23 protein-coding genes are annotated in these 19,981 nt (G+C 39.5%); 9 read left to right on the top strand and 14 right to left on the bottom strand.

Annotated features, from left to right (window positions below; translation table 11 throughout):
• Nucleotides 1-5: 5 nt before the first annotated feature.
• Nucleotides 6-770 (bottom strand): hypothetical protein, encoded by a 765-nt coding sequence (locus CH352_RS11925; protein WP_100707565.1) that lies wholly within the window; start codon nucleotides 768-770, stop codon nucleotides 6-8.
• Nucleotides 767-1,552, bottom strand: coding sequence for a methyltransferase family protein (locus CH352_RS11930; protein WP_243396383.1), 786 nt, complete (start codon nucleotides 1,550-1,552; stop codon nucleotides 767-769). Before CH352_RS11930 ends, CH352_RS11925 begins: the two co-directional genes overlap by 4 nt.
• A 186-nt stretch (nucleotides 1,553-1,738) precedes the next feature.
• Here CH352_RS11930 and CH352_RS11935 point away from each other — a divergent pair, with 186 nt between their 5' ends.
• The gene (locus CH352_RS11935) at nucleotides 1,739-2,155 is read left to right on the top strand and encodes a MarR family winged helix-turn-helix transcriptional regulator (RefSeq protein WP_100707563.1); all 417 of its coding nucleotides are present in this window, start codon (nucleotides 1,739-1,741) and stop codon (nucleotides 2,153-2,155) included.
• Between the two features lie 48 nt (nucleotides 2,156-2,203).
• Here CH352_RS11935 and CH352_RS11940 read toward each other — a convergent pair whose 3' ends face one another.
• Nucleotides 2,204-2,800 (bottom strand): dihydrofolate reductase family protein, encoded by a 597-nt coding sequence (locus CH352_RS11940; protein WP_100707562.1) that lies wholly within the window; start codon nucleotides 2,798-2,800, stop codon nucleotides 2,204-2,206.
• 186 nt (nucleotides 2,801-2,986) lie between these two features.
• Between CH352_RS11940 and CH352_RS11945 the strand changes: the two genes are divergently transcribed.
• Nucleotides 2,987-3,367 (top strand): VOC family protein, encoded by a 381-nt coding sequence (locus tag CH352_RS11945; RefSeq protein ID WP_100707561.1) that lies wholly within the window; start codon nucleotides 2,987-2,989, stop codon nucleotides 3,365-3,367.
• An 84-nt stretch (nucleotides 3,368-3,451) separates the two neighbouring features.
• Here the strand turns inward: CH352_RS11945 and CH352_RS11950 are convergent, their stop codons facing one another.
• Entirely contained in the window at nucleotides 3,452-3,868 is a 417-nt protein-coding gene (locus CH352_RS11950; RefSeq protein WP_100707560.1) for an SRPBCC family protein, read from the bottom strand.
• Between the two features lie 106 nt (nucleotides 3,869-3,974).
• Between CH352_RS11950 and CH352_RS11955 the strand changes: the two genes are divergently transcribed.
• The 4 genes from CH352_RS11955 (at nucleotide 3,975) to CH352_RS11970 (ending at nucleotide 5,996) form a co-directional block, all read left to right on the top strand.
• Complete coding sequence (locus CH352_RS11955) at nucleotides 3,975-4,349, top strand: MmcQ/YjbR family DNA-binding protein (protein ID WP_100707559.1); 375 nt, start codon at nucleotides 3,975-3,977, stop codon at nucleotides 4,347-4,349.
• A gap of 43 nt (nucleotides 4,350-4,392) precedes the next feature.
• Nucleotides 4,393-4,779 (top strand): iron chaperone, encoded by a 387-nt coding sequence (locus CH352_RS11960; RefSeq protein ID WP_100707558.1) that lies wholly within the window; start codon nucleotides 4,393-4,395, stop codon nucleotides 4,777-4,779.
• Nucleotides 4,780-4,908: 129 nt separating this feature from the next.
• Nucleotides 4,909-5,313, top strand: a complete 405-nt coding sequence (locus CH352_RS11965) for a DoxX family protein (protein WP_100707557.1) — start codon at nucleotides 4,909-4,911, stop codon at nucleotides 5,311-5,313.
• A gap of 32 nt (nucleotides 5,314-5,345) precedes the next feature.
• Nucleotides 5,346-5,996 (top strand): hypothetical protein, encoded by a 651-nt coding sequence (locus tag CH352_RS11970; protein ID WP_243396378.1) that lies wholly within the window; start codon nucleotides 5,346-5,348, stop codon nucleotides 5,994-5,996.
• Between the two features lie 4 nt (nucleotides 5,997-6,000).
• Here CH352_RS11970 and CH352_RS11975 read toward each other — a convergent pair whose 3' ends face one another.
• The gene (locus tag CH352_RS11975; protein WP_100707555.1) at nucleotides 6,001-6,231 is read right to left on the bottom strand and encodes a helix-turn-helix domain-containing protein; all 231 of its coding nucleotides are present in this window, start codon (nucleotides 6,229-6,231) and stop codon (nucleotides 6,001-6,003) included.
• Nucleotides 6,232-6,427: 196 nt separating this feature from the next.
• On the opposite strand from CH352_RS11975, the gene CH352_RS11980 reads away from it, so the two are divergent.
• Nucleotides 6,428-7,981 (top strand): NAD(P)/FAD-dependent oxidoreductase, encoded by a 1,554-nt coding sequence (locus tag CH352_RS11980; RefSeq protein WP_100707554.1) that lies wholly within the window; start codon nucleotides 6,428-6,430, stop codon nucleotides 7,979-7,981.
• 48 nt (nucleotides 7,982-8,029) lie between these two features.
• Nucleotides 8,030-8,473: a DUF1801 domain-containing protein gene (locus CH352_RS11985; protein ID WP_100707553.1), complete on the top strand. Its 444-nt coding sequence runs from the start codon at nucleotides 8,030-8,032 to the stop codon at nucleotides 8,471-8,473.
• 72 nt (nucleotides 8,474-8,545) lie between these two features.
• On the opposite strand, the gene CH352_RS11990 is transcribed toward CH352_RS11985, so the two are convergent.
• The 9 genes from CH352_RS11990 to CH352_RS12030 all read right to left on the bottom strand — a co-directional run bounded on the left by CH352_RS11990 (nucleotide 8,546) and on the right by CH352_RS12030 (nucleotide 18,865).
• Nucleotides 8,546-8,974 carry an acyl-CoA thioesterase gene (locus CH352_RS11990; RefSeq protein ID WP_100707552.1) on the bottom strand — a complete coding sequence of 143 codons (429 nt, stop codon included), beginning with the start codon at nucleotides 8,972-8,974 and terminating at the stop codon, nucleotides 8,546-8,548.
• A 23-nt stretch (nucleotides 8,975-8,997) separates the two neighbouring features.
• On the bottom strand, nucleotides 8,998-9,717 hold the full coding sequence (locus CH352_RS11995; RefSeq protein WP_100707551.1) for a hypothetical protein: 720 nt from the start codon (nucleotides 9,715-9,717) through the stop codon (nucleotides 8,998-9,000).
• A 53-nt stretch (nucleotides 9,718-9,770) separates the two neighbouring features.
• Nucleotides 9,771-11,339: an FMN-binding glutamate synthase family protein gene (locus tag CH352_RS12000; protein ID WP_100707550.1), complete on the bottom strand. Its 1,569-nt coding sequence runs from the start codon at nucleotides 11,337-11,339 to the stop codon at nucleotides 9,771-9,773.
• Between the two features lie 94 nt (nucleotides 11,340-11,433).
• Complete coding sequence (locus tag CH352_RS12005) at nucleotides 11,434-12,231, bottom strand: UDP-2,3-diacylglucosamine diphosphatase (RefSeq protein WP_100707549.1); 798 nt, start codon at nucleotides 12,229-12,231, stop codon at nucleotides 11,434-11,436.
• Between the two features lie 114 nt (nucleotides 12,232-12,345).
• Nucleotides 12,346-12,738 carry a DoxX family protein gene (locus CH352_RS12010; RefSeq protein WP_207766708.1) on the bottom strand — a complete coding sequence of 131 codons (393 nt, stop codon included), beginning with the start codon at nucleotides 12,736-12,738 and terminating at the stop codon, nucleotides 12,346-12,348.
• A 58-nt stretch (nucleotides 12,739-12,796) separates the two neighbouring features.
• Nucleotides 12,797-14,731 carry an AMP-dependent synthetase/ligase gene (locus tag CH352_RS12015; RefSeq protein WP_100707547.1) on the bottom strand — a complete coding sequence of 645 codons (1,935 nt, stop codon included), beginning with the start codon at nucleotides 14,729-14,731 and terminating at the stop codon, nucleotides 12,797-12,799.
• Nucleotides 14,732-14,832: 101 nt separating this feature from the next.
• Nucleotides 14,833-16,629, bottom strand: coding sequence for a sensor domain-containing diguanylate cyclase (locus CH352_RS12020; RefSeq protein WP_100707546.1), 1,797 nt, complete (start codon nucleotides 16,627-16,629; stop codon nucleotides 14,833-14,835).
• 131 nt (nucleotides 16,630-16,760) lie between these two features.
• Nucleotides 16,761-18,182 carry a polysaccharide deacetylase family protein gene (locus tag CH352_RS12025; protein WP_100707545.1) on the bottom strand — a complete coding sequence of 474 codons (1,422 nt, stop codon included), beginning with the start codon at nucleotides 18,180-18,182 and terminating at the stop codon, nucleotides 16,761-16,763.
• A 170-nt stretch (nucleotides 18,183-18,352) separates the two neighbouring features.
• Nucleotides 18,353-18,865: an LB099 family protein gene (locus tag CH352_RS12030; protein WP_100707544.1), complete on the bottom strand. Its 513-nt coding sequence runs from the start codon at nucleotides 18,863-18,865 to the stop codon at nucleotides 18,353-18,355.
• A gap of 492 nt (nucleotides 18,866-19,357) precedes the next feature.
• Here CH352_RS12030 and CH352_RS12035 point away from each other — a divergent pair, with 492 nt between their 5' ends.
• A complete protein-coding gene (locus CH352_RS12035; RefSeq protein WP_100707543.1) occupies nucleotides 19,358-19,753 on the top strand; it encodes a hypothetical protein in 396 nt (131 codons plus the stop codon).
• The last annotated feature ends 228 nt before the right edge of the window (nucleotides 19,754-19,981 follow it).

The following is a 19,981-nucleotide window of genomic DNA, read 5'->3' on the forward strand; positions in this document are numbered from 1 at the left end:
CAAAATTACCAGTCTTGATTTGTAGTGTCCCAATTTCTCGGAGCCAACCAAAGTGCTTCTGCGATTGCCATTAATCTTTTTGAGTCAGATTTAAAAATAGCAGTCATGACCTTAAAGGCTCTTGACATCTTCTGCAGTCGCCAGCTCACCACTGTATAGTTTTCTCCGATTTTCGGACGCTCTATAATCTTACCTCGTATTTTGCTTAATACGATTAACTGAGGCTCATCTAATACAGCCGAAAATCCACCGGGACAGTCCAAAGCACCCCAAATCGCCGCGTCTCTAACAAGGCCATTCTCCGATGCAACCGTTTCGTCTGGAAGCCAATGTCCTGCCATAAGATTTTCAAATCCTATTTGTTCGGGAGCTGGGCCGACAAATATTCTCATTCCATCGCTTATTTCTCGCTTTGGACCGCATACAAAACATGTTGGAAATGGATGAGTTGTAAATCCCGGATAAAAGGCTGAGATCTTTTTTGTATCGTCCAAATCGGGAACTAAAGGTAATTTATATTCAGGAAAATCCTCGTACGTAATTGATTTCAGTGTTGCTAGAACTTTCTTCGAGTCGTCGTAGATTGCTCCTCGTTGTCCTTTTTCGGATTCTATAATAATGGATGTCTCAACAGGAGTTGGATTTAATAAACGTATTTCAGCTGCATTTGTTCTTACTGCTTCAACCAAAATGCCCGCAGTAAAACCACCGTTACCTGTTTTTGGTGGACCACAGAATCTTTGGGACAATACTGTATTATCAACTTTCATATTTCTTTCTCCGATTTAATATTTTGCTTTAGCTTAATAAAAGGTAAAAGTATAGGAACTGCTCGTTTATATTGCAGATACTTCTCTCCAAATATATGGACCAAATCTCTTTCTTCGAAGAATGTTCCTATAATGATGTAAAGTGTCAGGCCTGAAGAGAGAATGAGATGGCCTATATTCATAACCGGCGTACTCCATAGAACCAAAATTATTCCGAGCATCATTGGATGGCGCACTAACTTATAAAGTGAAGGTGTAACGAACTCCGCAGCGTGTGGTTCGGTTTTTATAAGATAATTCCAGGCTTGCTTTAGTCCAAAAAGTTCAAAGTGATCAATCAAAAAAGTAGAGACAACTGCCAAGAGGATCCCTATTAAAAAAATGAAATGGATCACATACATCCAGAAGTTAGTTTTAATATTCCAAATCTCAAAATTGATCGGTTGCCATAGACATGAAAGTGCGATCAAAGTAATACTAGATATGAGAACGTAAAAACTTCTCTCGATCGGCAAGGGTATTATTCGACTAAAATATTTTTTGAAACCAGCCCTAGCCATAACGCTATGCGGGATCCCAAACATTGCTATTAAAGCAATATCTAAATAAATCGACCATACTAACTCGATCTGAAATTCGATTGCAATGACCTTCAAGAATTGAGTGGCATCAAGTAATCTGAGAATAAAAACCGTCATAGCAAAAAGGTAGATCATATAAGAAATCAAAGCGAATATTATATAAGTGATCCGTTTGAGCGTATTATCTGAAGACAAATTCACCTCCAAAATGCTTGGCATTCAAAGCATTCTAAAAATTCTCAATTAAGCTAAAAAACGGTTAACCGTCATTGTAAAGAATAAATTATAGAAACTTTCTCGTTGATTGAGAATATTGCTTGGTATTCAAAGTAATATTTTGATATATAAAACTGTTCAGTATGAGCAGTTAAGGAGAATGGAAAAAGAATGAAACAAGACAGACTGTTAGTCTTAATTACGGTATTACGAGATCAAATTTTAGACGAAGTGAAAAAAGATTATTTACGTTTCGGACTGACGAATATTACCCCTGCGATGGGTGCTGTTCTTTGTGCTCTCAAAAGCGATCGTCCGCAATCTATGAAAGAAATAGCAAAACAGATTTTTAGAGACCAGTCTAGCGTTACCCCGTTAGTACAAAAGCTGATCGATTTAAATCTTGCGATTCAAGAGCGCTCATCCATCGACGCAAGAGAGTCCCAGGTTAGACTAACGACTTCCGGAAAAAATACACGTTTGAAAATAATTCGTGCGGGCAGAAAAATGAATGCACGTTTATATCGAGGAATGTCAGCAGTTGATAGGAAGAATCTGATTTCGTTGTTGGCTCAATTAAAAAAATAAGTAATCATCATATACTGCCTATTAGTCTAGGGCAGCTCAATATCTCTTTTAAAAACTTCCAGTCTCGACCTTTCCTGCACGCTTATAATTCGCAATAATGACTCCATTCGGAGAGATTTGGCTTTCAGTCACTTTGAACATTGCTGGGATTGCACCATCTACAAATAATTTTTTCCCACTGCCCAATGTTAGAGGGTATATTTTTAGCCAGAACTCATCAACTAAATCATGTTTCATGAGTGTCTGAACGAGGTTTGCACTTCCGTAAACGTGTAAGTCTGGTCCTTCTTCTTGCTTGAGTTTGCGGATTTTTTCTACAATGTCTCCGCTTAAAAATACGGAGGGCTTCCATTCACTAGAAGTCAGAGTATTCGAGGCAACGTATTTCGTTGCTTTCATTACTGGAGGCCAAAAGTCAGAATGTTTCGGCCAGTAGGGTGCCCAAATATCAAAGGTCTTGCGTCCTAATAGCAGATCAAATGGTACGTTCATCTGCTTCTCCATGACTGTTCCAGTAAGATCATCAAAAATCGGAACCTGCCATCCGCCATATGCAAAGCCGTTACTAGTATCTTCTTCAGGCCCGCCTGGGGCTTGTATGACTCCATCGAGAGTTAGGAATTCGAGTACAATAATTTTTCTCATAGCGAAGTTCCTTGTATAGTTTATTGCGCGCAATTTTAAGAAGAAAATTCTTACAAGTCAATATCATTTAGCAACGATCTTCTGTTGTCTTCGTCACGAATATCTTACTGATCGGGACACAAATTTTGTTATGCGGATAGGCCTAGTATGTATAGGATCGGACAAACTTAGTGTTGGAGGTCATCAATGAAACGAGTTACAGGTATCGGTGGGATCTTTTTCAGTGCTAAGGATCCTGCAAAATTAGGTTCCTGGTACAAAACTCATTTGGGCATAGATGTCCAGAGTTGGGGTGGCGCAGCATTTCGTTGGGCTGATGCTTCGGGTAATCCTACAAATGGTACGACTGCTTGGTCAGTTGGAGATGGTTCTTATTTCGCACCGAGTAATTCTACCTTTATGGTTAACTATCGAGTAGAGGATCTACATGGGCTCTTGAAAGTTCTTCGAGAAGAAGGTTGTCAAGTGTTGGAGAAGGTGGAAGAATCCGAATATGGAATATTCGGCTGGGTTATGGATCCGGAAGGAAACAAGGTTGAGCTATGGCAGCCACCGGCAGGTCAATAACTATATCATAATGAAAAGGCAGCAAGTATTCAACCAAATATATGCTGCCTTTGATAGTAAGTTCGAACTACAAACTAAGTCGAGTTAATTAGCCTCAGTATACTTTCTAAAGTTATCAAGTATTGCCTGCCAACCACCTCTTTGCATCTCAACTGGATTTTGTGATTCAGGATCGAAACTTACCGTTACAAGAGTTATATTATCTTTATTCTCAAAGTTGACCGTTGCCTTCCTGCCATCTCCCATCGTATAACTAAAATTTTCCTGATCGACGACTGTGTCGTAAATTGCTTCAAACTCGAAGCCAAAACTCCCATCTTTAGCTTCCATTCTCGCGCTATACTTACCGCCTGGTCTCATGTCATTCTTTGCCCAAGGACATTGCCAATCGTCGGTTGCAAAATTCCATTTGATAATATGCTGAGGGTCAGTGTAGTAGTCCCAGACTTTCTTAGTGTCTGCTGCAATCGTAGATTGAATGGTGATTTGTTTTGAGTCCATTTTAGGGAATCTAACAGATTTCGTACTGTATAGGAAAGCATTTTCGGCATCATTTAATGTCGTTTTGTTGAAAAATCGATTATGGACTTGTGAGCGAATAACCTCAATGATAACCTTAGACAAAGTAAGAAAACTTGCATTAGCTCTTCCCGAAGCAAAAGAAGAACCTCATTTCGAAAAGATTTCTTTCAGAGTGAGTAAGAAAATTTTTGCAACAGTTGATCAGGAGAATAAGAAGATTGTTCTTAAGTTTGATCAGAACGACCAGGACTTTTTCTCCGCAGCATCGAAGGGTTCCGTTTATCCGATAGAAAATAAATGGGGGCAGCAGGGATGGACTTGCGTTGAAATGAAATCAACCGATTTGGCTTTATTCAAAGATATGTTAGTCGTTTCTTATTGTGGTGTTGCCCCAAAAAGACTTGTAGAAGTGGTCCGGCAAAATTCACAATATCTTAAAAAGAATAAATTCAACTTATAAGAGTTACATGAGCATCGAAACTATTTCGAATAATAATTCATATATGGATAAGACAAAAAGCGCATTCAAATCGATTGACGAGTACATCAAAACTTTTCCGAAAGAGGTTCAGTCCATTCTTCAGGAACTTAGAAAAGTGATCCAAGAGGAGGCTCCGGAAGCAAGTGGGAAGATCAGTTATCAGATCCCGACTTTCTATCTAAACGGGAATCTGGTACATTTTGCTGCTTATAAAAACCATATCGGTTTTTATCCTGGGGCAAGCGGCATCTCTAAATTTAAGAAAGAAATTGATAAATATAAAAATGCAAAGGGTTCCGTTCAATTTCCGATCGATCAACCATTACCTTTTGATCTGGTCCGTAAGATTGTAAAATTCAGAGTTGGCGAATTTAAGAAGAAGGTCCCTAAAAAAACAAAAAAGAAATAATTTCCAAGATCCGTCGGTGTTGAGTGGTCGTCTTTGTGACAATTTTGATCATCGCAGAATCGATTTAAAATTCTTGAATTTTTCCACTGAAGATTCCAAAATTGCCCTCTCATTTGGAGGAAATATAGAATGGGATCTGAAAATGTTTCGAAAGGCCAGCTTTGGACCGGTCGAGTACTTAGCGGGTTAGTTATACTTTTTCTGCTCTTTGATGGAGTAATAAAATTTTTCTTAGACAAACTTCCGCCGGAAGCTCAAGCAGAAGGAGCTAAACTTGGCTATCCACCTGAAGTAATGCCTTACTTGGGAACTGTTCTGATCGTAAGCACTTTGTTATATGCTTTTCCTAGAACTGCAGTGCTAGGAGCGACCTTGCTCACTGGTTATTTAGGTGGCGCTGTTGCTACGCATGTTCGTGTCTTAAATCCTTTAGGCTCTCATATTCTATTTCCGATTTATTTGGGAATTATTCTATGGGCTGGCTTGTATCTCAGATTTCCTAAACTGAGAGAAATCACTCCTTTACAGAAATAAATTGAGAAGTCACGATGTAGATAATCTATGAAATGAAAAATTTGCATCGTGACTGTTCTACCGATTTGAAGTATAAATCCTTAATATTCTATTTTCTATTCTTATGTGTTGGTTGTGGTACAACGATACAAGTTGTCCAAGATCCTTTTAGAGATATTATAGTCGTCAAAATGGATATGGATCATGAAGCTAAGGTGGACAACCCGAACAAAAGTGTTTATTCTTACGGCGGTCAATATGCTAAAGAAATTAAGAACGGGGTGATTTCCCAGATCACTTTAATTATTAGGATCCAGGGTTCTGAAACTCTTGCCGCTCTTGGACCTGAGGCTTACATAAAAATTGATCGTAAATCTACGAAACTATTTTTATCCGACTCTAATTATTCAACAAATCAAGTGACTGTTCGCACTCAGGTTCCAGCAAATATGGGACCCGGGATCGGTTTCGGATATGGCTACAGTGCTGTTCCTGCGACTAGTACCAGAACTTCTACCTTAACTACTAATATTCTTTCCGGTAAATTGACTTTTACGAAAGAAATGGAGAACGATATTCTTTCTGCGAAATCACTTCAATATAGATTGTATAGCGCGAATGACGCGATCGATCTATTTGTTTCCGACTCACAACTCGAAATTATCCAAAAGTTTATTAAGAATAGGGGAGAAGTCCAAAAATAAGTTTTTACTTTTGAGAGAATGCCGAGAAGAAATACATCGCTGGTTTATCGTATAATTGATACAACTTTAAGAATATTTCTACTTCTAAAGATATTTTTCCGGATTCTACTTTAGAAATGAAACTTTGACTGGTTCCGATCTTTTGGGCGACCTCTGATTGGCTCAGTCCCGCTTCGATCCTTGCCTGTTTCAGGGACTTTACGAATTTTTTCTTTTGTCGCTCCGTTACTTTCAAGGATCTGCCTGGTTTACCAACTTAGTGATAAATCTAGGATTTTTGCGATTCTAATTTTGATCTTCCTCCGGAATCTTCATTTTCGTTAATATTGCCCTCCGATTTATTCCAAGTTCTCCTTAAAATTTCTTGCCTCAATCTTCCTTTCTTTTTTAACTCCATTACATACAAATCCTAAAACTTTTGGTCCTGAACTATGACCCAAGAATTAGAACTTAGGCTTTTGCCTGAGATCGCCGAACAATCGGATCTGCTCACAGAATATATTTCCAAATCCAAAAAGATCTCTTTGTCGGATATAAAACATATCGAGGTCTTAAATCATTCTATCGACGCTAGACAAAAAACTGTCTTCGTCAATCTCAAAGTTCGAGTTTATATTAACGAAGAATTTGTCGCGGAGCAGATCCATCTACCTGACTATCCGAATGTCGGAAATTCAAAAGAAGTGATCGTTATCGGTGCGGGACCTGCTGGTCTATTCTCCGCATTAGAATTGATCCAATCCGGTTTAAGACCTATCGTTCTGGAAAGAGGAAAGGATGTTAAATCAAGACCGAAAGATCTTCAGAATATCAATGCGCATCATATCGTAGATGAGGATTCCAATTATTGTTTTGGGGAAGGTGGAGCGGGTACTTATTCCGACGGTAAACTTTATACTAGGTCCAAAAAAAGAGGGAATGTCCGTCGTATTTTAGAATTGCTTGTAGGTTTTGGAGCAAATTCTAATATTCTAATAGAGGCTCATCCTCATATAGGGACCAACAAACTTCCAAGCATTGTTCGCAAAATGAGGGAAACGATCCAAGAAAGAGGTGGAGAAGTTCATTTCAACCAAAGAGTGACTGATCTCATCTTAGAAGGAAATTCTATAAAAGGTGTTATCACGAAGAATGGGGATCGTTTTCTTTCCGACAAAGTGATTTTGGCAACAGGGCATTCTGCTAGGGATATATTCGAATTATTACATCATAAAGGAATAGAGATCCATTTAAAACCGCTCGCAGTTGGAGTCAGGGTAGAACATAAACAATCCTTAATAGACTCCATTCAATACAGCTGCGCGGATAGAGGACCTTATCTTCCCCCTTCTCCTTATAGTATCGTAAAACAGATCCAGGGAAGAGGAGTGTATTCTTTTTGTATGTGTCCCGGAGGAGTGATCGCAGCCTGTGCTACAAAACCAGGGGAGATTGTGACTAACGGATGGTCTTCTTCCAAAAGAGCGAGACCAACGGCGAATTCAGGGATTGTTGTCGAACTTCGGCAAGAGGATTTTCTTCCTTTCCAAAAGTTTGGACCTTTGGCTGCGATGGAATTCCAAAGAGAGATAGAACAAAAGGCTTGGATTGCCGGAGGAAAAACCCAGACTGCTCCGGCTACAAGACTTGCTGATTTTGTAGAAGGTAAAATTTCTTCCGATCTTCCTAAAACTTCTTATCCACCTGGGATTATTTCAGCGGATCTTTCTAACGTTCTTCCTAAATTTGTAATGAAGGCATTGCAAGATGGATTCAAAGAATTTAATAAATCAATGAAAGGATATCTAACTAACGAAGCTGTGGTTCATGCTCCTGAGACTAGGACTTCTTCTCCTGTTAGTATTCCCAGGGATCCGGAAACTTTGGAACATATTCGTATCAAAGGTTTATATCCTTGCGGAGAAGGAGCCGGATATGCAGGCGGGATCGTATCCGCGGCGATGGATGGGATCAGATGTGCACAGGCCTGCGCGGTTAGTATTTAGAATATTGGGATGTAGGAGCTCCTACAACGGGCAACCCGAGAAGAATTCATGACTCAAAAAAAGAAAGGTATTCAAAAATTCACTAATTCAGATGTGGCTGAAACATTCTCAAACTATTCTCCTGCTGTACGAGAGAAATTATTCCGTTTAAGAGAACTTATATTCGAAACTGCGAAAGAGATCCAAGAAGTAGGCAGGATCGAAGAAGTTCTAAAATGGGGACAACCCAGTTATATCACTCCGGAATCCAAAAGTGGGACTACGATCCGAATAGACGCATTAAAAGGGGAATCGAAAGAATATGCGATCTTCTTTCATTGCCAAACAGATCTGATCTCCAGATTTAGGAAATTATATCCTAAAACATTTCATTTCGAAGGAAATAGAAGTATTATATTTTCTGAAAATACTAAACTTCCGGAAAAAGAATTAAAACAATGTATTTCGTTCGCATTGACTTACCATTCGGACAAAAAGAAAAAGCCAAACTAAGAAATTCGAACTTACTTATGAATCTTTAATGCTATTAATGAAAAGTAATATACTTTGTTTTAGGCCTTTTCTTCAAAACCAAGATTTAAAAACATCCGGAATATTGCTAACTGTTCGAGTAGAATAATCCATAAACACGAGTCCTGTTTTTGCATTACATACAATTTTGCCGTTAATCGGTCCGTCAGTATGGGTCATTCTATAATATAGATCGCAACCTTTTGCGCTAAAATCCCCAGCTCCGATCTCTACTCGGACTTGGTCCCCGAAAAAAGCCTCTGCTTTATATTCTACTACTAGATCTGTAAGAATGATCCCGTATCCGTTTACATCTAGTTCCGAAAATCCTTTCTCTTTGAATAACCTAGCTCTGGATTCATGTAAGAGGGAGACCACCTTATCATGAGCTAAATGCGCTGCAAAATTTGTATCATAAATCCTGATATTTAAGCTAGTGGACCATGCCAATTTTTCGGGTAGATCCAATTGAACTCTTGCCATTATTTATCCTTTTTGAATATACTTCAGTCTTTATAGCCCTTTTCTTTCCGGGCTTCTTCTAATTTTCGGATTACGTCTTCCGCTTCTTCTATTCTCTCTCTTTCTTCTTCCGGTGTCATCGTTTCCGGCTGGGTAGGAAGAGTCAGATTGTCCATTTGTGTATCATCTTTTAAGAAAAAAATCCCATAAGAGATCAGTCCGATAATCAGACCAAAAGCGATACTGATCCTTTGCCCTGCTTCTAATCCGTAAAATAGGACTAAGACGACTAAGAAGGAAAAGTATATAAAGAATATCAAATATACTATAGATCCAAAAATCCCGGTAAAACCAAAGAATATCAGAAATCCCAAGATCAGAAAAGAATTAGAAAGTTTGGAGCTTAATTCTAATCCTCTATTGGTTTCAAATGGGTAAGAGAAAATTTTAGAAATTCCCCAAAGGACACCTACACCTGCACCGAGATAGATCGAGGTAAAAAGTAATGCGTATAAAGTCCCGAAAAACAAGTCCGGTAGAATGACCCGAGTTAACATATTCAGAATGGATCCGCCTAAGAACACATACTGTAATCCCAGAGCTTTAAAAGAAAGATGTGCGAAAAAATATCCGATCAGGATCGGGATAGAAGTTTGGATAAATAGGGTCGGATATCCGGGGAAGGGCGTTTTCTTTTGAAGTTCTTCTTTAGGAGAACGAAAGAAGCTCCAAAAATTTTGAAAAAAGGATGAGATCAGTTTCATTCGGGTCCCGCAAATATTTACAAGGACCCGACCTAATGCAAGCGATTTAAAAACTAACCGAGTGCAGTGATATTACTCGTATAATCCATCATAGTGCTGAATTTTACGGGAACTCTTTCGTATTCCAAAACTTCGGTCAGGGTCCTGAATTTATTTTGACCCGCTCCGATCTCTATATCGTTCCCGGTGAATTGAAGAGGATGTTCATATCCACATGCATGAGCCACGGATAATAATTCTTTTCTAAATCCTTTGATATAATTTGCAGCCCGTTTTGCTTTTAACTCTACATCCAAACCGCCTTGTAACCATTTACTTTGTGTGGCCACACCGGCAGGGCAATGTCCGGTATGACATTTTTGGGCTTGGATACAACCTATAGACATCATAGTCTCTCTTGCTACATGGATGAGATCGCAACCCATAGCGAATGCAACTATGGCCCTATCAGGAAAGCCTAATTTTCCACTTCCGATCCATACCACTCTGTCTGCGATCTCGTACTTTTGAAAAAGCTTATATACTCTTGCAAATCCCACCTTAAAAGGAAGAGAAACGTGATCGGTAAACGTTAAAGGTGCCGCTCCTGTTCCTCCTTCTCCTCCATCGATCGTGATGAAATCGGGTCCGTGTCCTGTTTCTTTCATCCGACTCGCCAGTTCCTCCCAAAATTTAGATTCTCCCACTGCACTTTTGATCCCGACCGGAAGTCCGGAGACGGATGCTAATTTTTCTATAAATTCGATCAGACTTTTTACGTCGTCAAATTCAGTATGTGCGTTAGGCGAAATACAATCTTGCCCGGGTTTGATCCCTCTAATTTCTGCGATCTCTTTGGTGACTTTTGCTCCAGGCAAGATCCCTCCTTTTCCAGGTTTTGCCCCTTGAGAAAGTTTGATCTCTATCGCTCTTACGTTCGGATTCGCATCCAAACGTTTTAGAAAGGAATCCAAAGAAAATTTACCTTTTTCGTCTCTTGCGCCGAAATATCCTGTGCCTAATTGCCACACAACATCCGCGCCGAAGTTATGATAAGGGGAAAGTCCACCTTCTCCTGTATTATGATAGCAACGCGCTATCTTTGCTCCCTTGTTTAAGGAAGATACTGCTCTTTCTCCCAGAGACCCGTAAGACATAGCTGAGATATTGACTATTGATGCAGGTCTATATAATTTTTTTCTGTTCCTGAATTCTCCCATTACTTTGAGAGAAGGGATCATGGAACTATCACCTTCTATAAACTTTGCTTTGCTGTCGGAGAATGGGAATGCGGAATGTTTGATGATAGGGTAGCCGGCGTCGTATAATAATTCGGTAGTTCCAAAGCCGAAATTATTGTTTTGCATCTTTGCTGTTGCGTAAACCCAGGATCTTTCCGCCCTGTTAAAAGGCATTTCCTCCTTATCATTTGCCACCCAGTATTGTCGTAGTTCCGGTCCTATTTTTTCGAATAGATATCTGATATGACCTACGATTGGAAAGTTATGTTTGATCGTATGTTTTTTCTGGAATATATCATGGATAAAAACGCAGAGTAAAAAAAGGAAAACAATCCCCGACCAGAAAAGCCAAGCGTGCTCATCTATTAAGTTTAGATATTCTGTAAATAGTTCTTCGGACATGCGCCGAAGTATAGCCGACAGGCAAGAAATTGCAAATTAGTTTTTAGTGATCTGGATTCTATACTTTGTGTGATGCGACAATTGCAGAAAACAATCAAACATTTAAGACGAATTCTTTTTTAAATTCTTTCCTTGCGATCATTCGAATTCCGGAAAATTTTTTACCATCCTGGATTACGAAACTATTACTCTTCACCCAGTCTCCGGTATTGATAATATTCATTTTAGGGATACATAAAAAGTCATGGGTATGCCCGGAGATCAAGACCTTCTTATCTTGGTGGGTTAGCTTGGAAAGTTTTTGGTAATAGTGTAATGTCTCTTCTACAGTGCTTGGATCTTGTCTATTTAGATGTTTATGGTAGAAGTTTTCGGAAAATTTGAACATCGCGGGAAATGCGGATGCGAATACATGAAGTATCCTCAAGACCAGAATGGAACCCATCCAAGTAAATTTATTATATTGGCCTTGGTGACCATGGATGGCGATCAGAGTTTCATTCTCCGCCTTCTCACAGATAATCCAACCTCGTTCGATTAGATAATGTTCTACCTTCGGAGTCAACCTCATCAAATAGGAAGTAGTGTCGTGGTTTCCCACTACATAATATTTTTTGCCGTTCCCGGAGGATAGCCTGTCGAGGCGTTCAAAAAGTTTATTAAATCTTTTTTTGCCTTTAACTCTTTGTAACCTTCTATCCGCGCTAAAAAACCAGTTTTCGATAATATCCCCGATAAGGTACAGATTATCAAACCGGACTTCTTTTTTATTCAAATGATCTAGAAGTTGGAATAACTCTTTGTGCTTATGAGATTTGATCTTCTTATTCAGAAGATAATGGATGTCCGAAATGAAAAACGCATCGTAAAGTCTTCCTCTTCGAAATTTCATCTAGTAGAATAATACCTTACTTCCATAAGACGAAATCCCACAAGATTGTCAACGGATTCGAGACTCCGATCGACTCTCTAAAAAATTTCTGAGATGAAAAAACGATTACATTTTTCAGGTCGGAGGCCTGTGGTCCCACTCTAGATTTAGAATAATAATGCAGGAGATAAGTACGCTCACTGCCATTGCGAATAATAGACCTCCGTCATCATCCACCACTATCCCTAAAAATAAAATATGAGATAATACCGCTCCTATCATCAGTCCAAAACCGACTAAGGCTCCCACAAATCTAGACGGTGGAAAAATTAGAAGTGCCGCAACGATAAACTCGACCGAGCCTGTGCCGATCCTTCCCCAGGGTTCTATTCCTAAAGTGGAAAAGATGTGAACCGACTCATCTTGTCCTGTGAATTTAAAAAATAAGGTCTGCAAAAATACAAGAGCCGAAAAAACGGAAAGTATCGTGGACAATCGATTCTTTAATGTTTGGGTCAAAACCGGCATAAAATCTCCTTTATCTTGGATTCGATCCTTTCTCAGATTCGTTACGTCGAATGGAGATTTATCTGAATAATTCATCTATTTGGGTTTTATATTTATCCGAGACAACGTTCCTCTTCACCTTCATAGTCATGGTCAATTCGTCTCCAGGTTCGAATTTTTTCGGAAGGAGGTAGAAATTGGATACTTTTTCGAAATTTTTAAATCCATTTTTAGCGGATACTCTCTCTTTAATTTCTTTTTTGAACAATTCTCTGACGTCCGGATCGGAATTCGGGTCTGCGATTTCTTGTAATAATCTGGATTTCCAATCGCGCAACTGTTTGTCTAACGCTTCCCAATCCGGGACTAAAAGTGCACTTAACGTTTTTTGGTCGTGACCCACTATCATTGCCTGTAGGATCAATTCGCTTTGAGTGAGAGCGAATTCGATCGGCTCCGGTTCTAAATTTTCTCCACCTAAAAGTACGATTGTGTCCTTGGCTCTTCCGGCGTATTTTAATTCTCCTTGAGAGGTCCAAAGAAGAAGGTCCCCTGAATTTAACCATCCGTCTTTCATGGTCTCAGCAGTTTTTTCAGGATCTAAATAGTACCCCTGCATGATATGACCACCCTTATGCCAAGCAATCCCTTTCACTCCAGGTTCGTGGATTTCTTCTCCTTTCTCATCTAAGATCTTGATCTCTACGCCTGGGATACATTTTCCCAAAGTGCCGACAGTGATCCTATCTAGCCTTCTTCTCGTGGAAGCTCCGCTCGTTTCAGTCATTCCGTATCCTTCTAAGATCGGAATACCGATAGAGTTGAAAAATCTGTCTATGTATTCCGGAAGAGCTCCTGCTCCGGAGATCGCAAATTTCAATTTTCCACCCAGACTTTTTCGTATTTTAGAAAAAAGTAATTGAGCTAATATATTCGGAACAAACCAGAAGAATGTACCGAATAGTCCGCTCATTCTATGAAAAAACTCTCCAAAGAAAGACCTAGGTTTTAATGAGAGCTCCAGGCCCAAAAGTCTGCTCTTATATTTATAGTAAGAATTTGCGACTGATTGGAAACTTTTGAAAATAAATTTAGCTACAGGAGAAGCGTCTTTCAATTTGTCTTGGACTTTATTATAAAAACTTTCCCAAACTCTAGGAACGGAAAGAAGGAAAGTCGGTTTAATGTCCTGCAAATCTTGTCCCAAACTGGAAATGGAAGTAAATGCCTCAGAGGCCCCCGCTCGAATACATCCGGTCTCAATTAATCTTTCTGCAATATGCCAAGGGGGAAGATAAGCCATGGTCCTATCTTCCGGAGTGATCCTCACATCATCTAAAGCCAAAGACATATTCACGTTAAACACTATGTTCCTATGAGAAAGCATGACTCCCTTAGGACGACCTGTCGTCCCTGAAGTATAAACGATTGTGGCAAGATCGGACTCTTGGATGGATTCTCCTCTTGAATGAAATTCTAGTTCTCCTTTTTCTTGGATCCATCTGTCTCCTAAAGAGATCAGATCGTCTAGATGCAAAAGTTTGAATGGATGTCTCTGCTCTGAATGATGAGAAGATTCGAATAGAATAACTGTTTTTAAATGAGGAAACGAAGCAAATGAAGAACTGATCTTACGGACCACTTCAGAATTTCCTGCAAAACAAACTTCTGCCTTTGAGTGGTTTAAAATATAGATCAGGTCTTCGAGTGTGGAGTCGGTCCCTCTAGGCACATCCACGCTTCCGATATTCGTAATCCCCATACTCGCCCAAATCCAACGGTGCCCGGAATCGGCGATCAATCCAACATTCTCTCCTTTTTTAACTCCTATAGAAATAAGACCCAGACCGATCCTAGTCACTATATCTCCTAGCTCTTTAAAATTTACGGATTTATAAGTTTTACCATCCGGTTTAAAGAATTGAGCAGGATGTTCCTTGAAAGTATCCATAGAAGACTTCAAGGTCCAATACAATGTCTGAGAATTTAGAAAGGGGAGTTTGAGAGGTTCCATGCGGGGACCGATTTTAATCCCGACTAGGCCGAGGGTCCAGGAAAAATTAAATTTTCATGATTTTCCCGAATATCTTTCTCGAACGATTGTTTCGGAAAGGGTCAATGACGTATATGGTTTCTACCGAATGCCTTAGAATCGTATAGATTTTTATCAGCTAATCCCAATAATTCTTGGTAAGAATGGATTTCACGATCCGTATTACTGGAAACACCTATAGAAACGGTAACTCTTGTGAAGGTACTCTCTGAATGAGGTATCCCCATATCTTCGACCGTCTGTAACATGTTCAAAGCAACTACTATGGCGCCTTCAACAGGAGTGTCCGGAAGAATGACGGAGAATTCTTCTCCTCCGTATCTTGCGATCATATCGGAAGAACGATTTAAACATTCTTTTAATGCTTGGGCTACTTGGCAGAGCACTTGGTCCCCTTTTAAATGACCATAGGTATCGTTATACGCCTTGAAGAAGTCCACATCTATCATTAAAAGAGAAAGTGGTCTTTCCGTCCTTACGGATCGGTTCCATTCTCTCTCCAATTCTTGATCGAAAAATCTTCTGTTTGCCACTCCGGTCAGAGGGTCCATTAAAGAAAGCTCAAATAGTTTATCTGCTCTTTCCTTATATTCTTCTTTTTCTTTCTGGAAAGTGTTGATCCGATCTACTAATCCCAAAGAAAGAAGAATAACGTTACTTAAAACACCGATCTTCAACATTCCGGAAGCGATCTCTTCAGAATCAAAAAAACCGAGTCTATTCAGAGAGAAAATGAATACTCCTAACAAACTGAAAATCCATGCGCTTAAGAAGATCCTAGCCTTTCGATCCTTTCGGACACTCTGGATTAGAGATATGATCATCAATACCAGGATCTCTAAAATAGGAAGGATCGCGGTAAATGGCATTAGATATCTTAAAGCTACAAATACGGGTAGAATGGTAAGAATAGACCAAACAATCGTGAGTCCTCGGATGAATACATGTAGGATCGGATAAGTGTCCCTGGTTTGTAGATATTCTTCTGCGAATAAGCCCAAAAATATCATTGCGATACAGGTCGCCATGATAAAAGAAGAATTCACAAATTTAGGAGAATTTGGAGCTAAGAACCAGAAACCATATCCGGAACTCATGACCAAGAAGTAGGTTACCGCAAATATTAAAATTACATAATATATATACGTTTTTTCTCGGATCCCTAAAAAGAGGAAGAAGTTATAAAATACCATCACTCCGAGGGCGCCAAAATAGATCCCGTCTACGAGTAACGAGATCCTAGAAGACCGTTCCAGATTAGACTTGGTAACTAGGTGAAGAGGGAGGGTGAGGGAACCTTCCGACTTTATTCGGATGAAAACTTCGATACTTCCCTTATCTTCTAACGTTAAAGGAAATACGAAATATCTCTCTGCGATCGGTCTTTCCTTAAAGGGAAGCATGTCCCCGGTGTGGAATTCACCTTCTCTCCCTTTAGAATCTTTCCAATATACATCCACATAATCTATATGAGGATATTCTAAGGTAAGAAAACGTTCTTCTGAAAGAGATTCTTCAGCCTCAACGGAGAATTTAAGCCAATAAGGAGAAGAATCATAACCGAAGTTTGGCATTCTGTCCGTATTCTTCTTGAATTCAACTTCAGAATCGGCAGCGGAGATATCCTCCCAGGTAAGGGTTCCTTCCGTATCTTTATAATAGGAAATCTCTTCCCTAAGAGGGATTTTCCCTGCAGAATGAGAATCTAAACGAAGCACAGGACCCTGTTCCGGAAGAGGATCTGCAAATAAAGAATAGGGGAGGGCGAGAGAAATCAATACCGCCCATAAAACAAGAGGAAGGCGATTCCGAGTTCTGGATGTTTTAATTCTTTCGAATGTCTCGGAATCTTTTGGCATACTGAAAATATTCTTACCTACCTAGAGATGTCAAAAAACTTTCGCGGAAACGATACGATTTTGACGGTTCTTCTAGATAAAATATAACTTTAGAACTTCAGGAAACCTAAAAATTTATCGGAAAGTAATATTTAGTCGGGATCTTTTTTGAACTCTTTTCTATTTACAAATAAAAATTGAGTTTCACTTCTCTTGCCGGAGAGAGTTTTGCCCATCACCACCATCGCGGGATAAGTAGTTTTCTTGAATTCAGGAATTCTAATGATATATTCAGTATTCGACTTTCTTTGAATGATACCTTCTTTTCCGCTGATCTTGATAACCACAGACTTAGGGTCTAAACCTTCCACTATTACAGGAAAACTATCTCCAGGCTTGACCCAAGAACCGTCCGGAACTCCTAACTGGATCTTAATAGGTGGAGAAGCACTTAGAATAGAATTGAATCTGGACTGAGACATTCCCCAAGTCACCAGGGATCTATGGATTGTATATGCGTAAGTGCCAGGGACATTCTTCCCAGGGTTTACTGTGAAAGCCATTCTATAACCTGCGGCCTTTGCTTCTTCTATTACTCGTACATCGAATAATCCGAATGGGTAAGCGAGGTCTTGGATCTTCCTACCGGTTTTTGCCTCAAGAGTTGCTTTGGAATCTTTGAGCTGGCTTCTGATCTCCGCTCTAGACATCGCAGGTAATTTAGGATGATAAACAGTATGAGAGCCTATATCCAAAACTCCACTATCCAATGCCTCTTTCAACCCCGCCCAGCTCAAATAGAATTTATATCTAGGATTAGAGATTACGGTTGGATAAATAAAAACGGAGGCTCTCATTCCATATTTTTTTAAAAGAGGGACGAGTACATCTTTGTGAGTTAAAGAACCATCATCAAAAGTTAAAAGAATAGGACGAGCAGGGAAATCAGAACCTGCCTTTCCTTGCTGGTATTGATAGAATTGGTCCAAACTAATGGTTTGATAACCAATAGATTTAAGATACTTGAACTGTTCTTCTAAAAGGCTTGGATCTAAATTGTATCCACCCATTGGATCTTGGTTTCCAACCAGGTGATGGTAACATAAAACAGGGATCCCTTTCCCATGACCTAATTCCGCATTTGAACTTTGATTTTTAGAATCGTATTCTGTCTTAGGAGGAAGGTCTGAGACTCCAGGAAGAGAATTCTCGTATTTCTTGGAAGCAGTCTCTTTTTCTTTCTCTTTGATCTCCTGCTTTTCCTTTTTAGAAACCTTGGTTTTCCCTTTTTTCCTACGTTGTACTCGTTTGGATTTCGGGGAAGAGGCTTCCGCAGAAGCCACAGATTCTTCTTTTTCTTTTTTGACCTTCGCTTCTATCTTAGGAGAAGTTTCCGATCTAGGAATTTCTCTTTTAGGAGCAGAAGGTTTAGGAGTTTCTTCTTCCTCTTGTTGATTCGTTTTGGATTTTCCGTCCGAACTTAAAAATTCACTGACTGGTCCTGCAGAAAGTACGGAAGAAGTGAAAATACTGAGAGAAAGTAGAATGGAAAAGCGGCTGATTTGTTTATACATGGACGATCAGTTCCAAGATTCTTTCTGGCAGGTGACGCGCAACTTTTTACTAAAAATAGCGGTGCTGTAAAATAGTGGAAAGATTTGTCTTTAGGAAGGGATTTCGGGAGAATCTCTCCTGAAATTTATTGACAAGGCCCGTCTTTCGGAAAGATCGACGGGCAGGAAGTTTATTTTTTTCCTTTTTCTTTAATCAAACGTTTCAGAACAGACTCAGAATGACCGCTGAGTTTGATAACAGCAGCTTTGTTCGGTTTCTTTTTTTCCAGTTCTAACAGAATGGTAGAAAAACGGAACTTTCTACGAATATGGTTCACAGCTGGAATGGAAGTTTTGAAAAGTCTAGCCAACTCATGATCCGCATTTCCTTCCTGATTGAGGTCGTAAAACTTGGAAAGTTTAGCATCGTCCCAAATGATCTTCTCATCCGTCTTATAGTAGTTATGGTATTCTAGACGACGGCTGTTTCTTTCATAAGAGCCTTTGTTTCTTTTCTCTCTCCAGAAAGGATGCCTATTCCTTGCATATTTTATGTCATCTATTGTATAACCGGATTTATTTAACCATTCTGTGGTAATACTGGACTTCTTTGGCCCTTCTAGTTTTGATTTGATGGAAAATTCAATGTACTGCTCTGGCGTTTTCGCAGAGAGGAGTTTCTTTTTTTCCTTTTCGTAATCCATATCCTTGCCTTGCGATTTCTAATGCACCGTCAGGTGTTATTTTATTTTTTAGTCGGTGGATAGTGTTCCTTACCTGGACCATTACCGAAACTCTTTTTCAAATTGCGGTAGGAAAAAACAAAAAGCTCCTTCGTCTGGTCTGGGCTATGCAAAAGAGATTCGCAAAACCTCCTTTAAAGTATACTAAGCAACTTCGAGACTCAGATGCTCTTCCAAAGTTTGTCCCTCGAAGGACTACAGGAAGCAGTTAGCATGACCTCGTCCTCATACAGAAATATCACATGCTAGAAAGTTTGCGCACGATTCATTATTATTAATCGAAGTCTGAAACATTTACATCTTTCTGTCTCAGTTCCGACGAATAATAACGTGCCGTTCTTCTTGTATCTAACATCTATTAGACTTCGGTTTTTCGCTTCGGAAGTAATTCTATCTTTTCTAAAAAAAGAAACCAGCGAAAATGACTTAAGGTCTTACTGTAGGTTAGTCGTCATGTTATTCAGAACTTCAAATAAAGGCAGAATTAGAGTAGTTACGGCTTATTTGTGCCTTTTTTACTTATTCAATTTTTCCGTTAGCGCTCATGAAGAAGGACCGAATCACTCGCATGTGGATCAATGTCGCACAGACAAAGAGAAATATTGTAAGGAAAGTTCCAAAGGAGATATTCTTTCTTGTCTGAAGAAGAATGAGGAAAACCTCTCCGAAGACTGCAGAGAACTGTTACAAGAAGTCAGGGGAAAAGCAAAGCTTAGAATGGAAGCTTGTAGAGAAGATAAGGAAAAGTTCTGCGCCAATCGAGAAACAGCCGTTATCCGTTGCCTCCAAGAGAACAAAAATCTTCTGGGAGAAAAATGTAAGTCCGCATTATTCTCCAGCTCTAAGTAGGAATTTCGAAATCTCGACTCCTTTTCTAACTCTGTATACAAAAGAAATTAAGTATACGAACTTTTATTGTAGGCACTTCGACAATTTGAGGGAAAATCCTTTCGTATACTGTGGGATCCTCTTGTATACAATCGGATCTAATCTTCTCACGTTGTGTATACAAAGAAAATCGAAAGGTTTGTCGAAGTGCCTACAATTGCATTGGAGAAGATTCCATCCTCACTTCCC

This window comes from Leptospira hartskeerlii (assembly GCF_002811475.1).
Lineage (GTDB): Bacteria > Spirochaetota > Leptospiria > Leptospirales > Leptospiraceae > Leptospira_B > Leptospira_B hartskeerlii.